Raw genomic sequence first — 815 nt, forward strand, 5'->3', positions numbered from 1 at the left:
TGACCTTGGTCCAGCAGCTTGCGGAACATTTCCACGCCGGTGCAGGTGGTCTTCTGGGTGTCAGCGATACCGACGATTTCGATTTCTTCGCCGACCTTGATGATGCCGCGCTCAACGCGACCGGTCACCACGGTGCCACGGCCGGAGATCGAGAACACGTCTTCCACCGGCATCAGGAAGGTACCGTCAACGGCACGTTCCGGGGTCGGGATGTAGGTGTCCAGCGCTTCGGCCAGGGCCATGATCGCTTGCTCGCCCAGGGGACCGGTGTCGCCTTCCAGCGCCAGCTTGGCCGAACCCTTCACGATGGGCAGGTCGTCGCCAGGGAACTCGTACTTCGACAGCAGTTCGCGGACTTCCATTTCCACCAGTTCCAGCAGTTCAGCGTCGTCCACCATGTCAGCCTTGTTCAGGAAGACGATGATGTAAGGCACGCCAACCTGGCGCGACAGCAGGATGTGCTCGCGGGTCTGGGGCATCGGGCCGTCAGCGGCCGAGCACACCAGGATCGCGCCGTCCATCTGGGCTGCGCCGGTGATCATGTTCTTCACATAGTCGGCGTGGCCTGGGCAGTCAACGTGCGCGTAGTGACGGTTCGCGGTTTCGTATTCGACGTGCGCGGTGTTGATGGTGATGCCGCGGGCCTTTTCTTCAGGCGCTGCATCGATCTGGTCGTAGGCCTTCGCTTCGCCGCCGAACTTCTTCGACAGAACGGTTGCGATTGCAGCGGTCAGGGTGGTCTTGCCGTGGTCAACGTGACCGATGGTGCCGACGTTCACGTGCGGCTTGGTCCGTTCAAACTTGCCTTTTGCCAT

General features: G+C 61.6%; 1 protein-coding gene. It reads right to left on the bottom strand.

What is annotated here, in order from left to right; all coding sequences use genetic code 11:
• The coding region (locus BGK68_RS27125; RefSeq protein WP_075260032.1) for an elongation factor Tu at nt 1-815 on the bottom strand (815 nt) is incomplete at its 3' end.

The sequence above is a fragment of the Herbaspirillum camelliae genome (assembly GCF_001929405.1).
Lineage (GTDB): Bacteria > Pseudomonadota > Gammaproteobacteria > Burkholderiales > Burkholderiaceae_D > Herbaspirillum > Herbaspirillum seropedicae.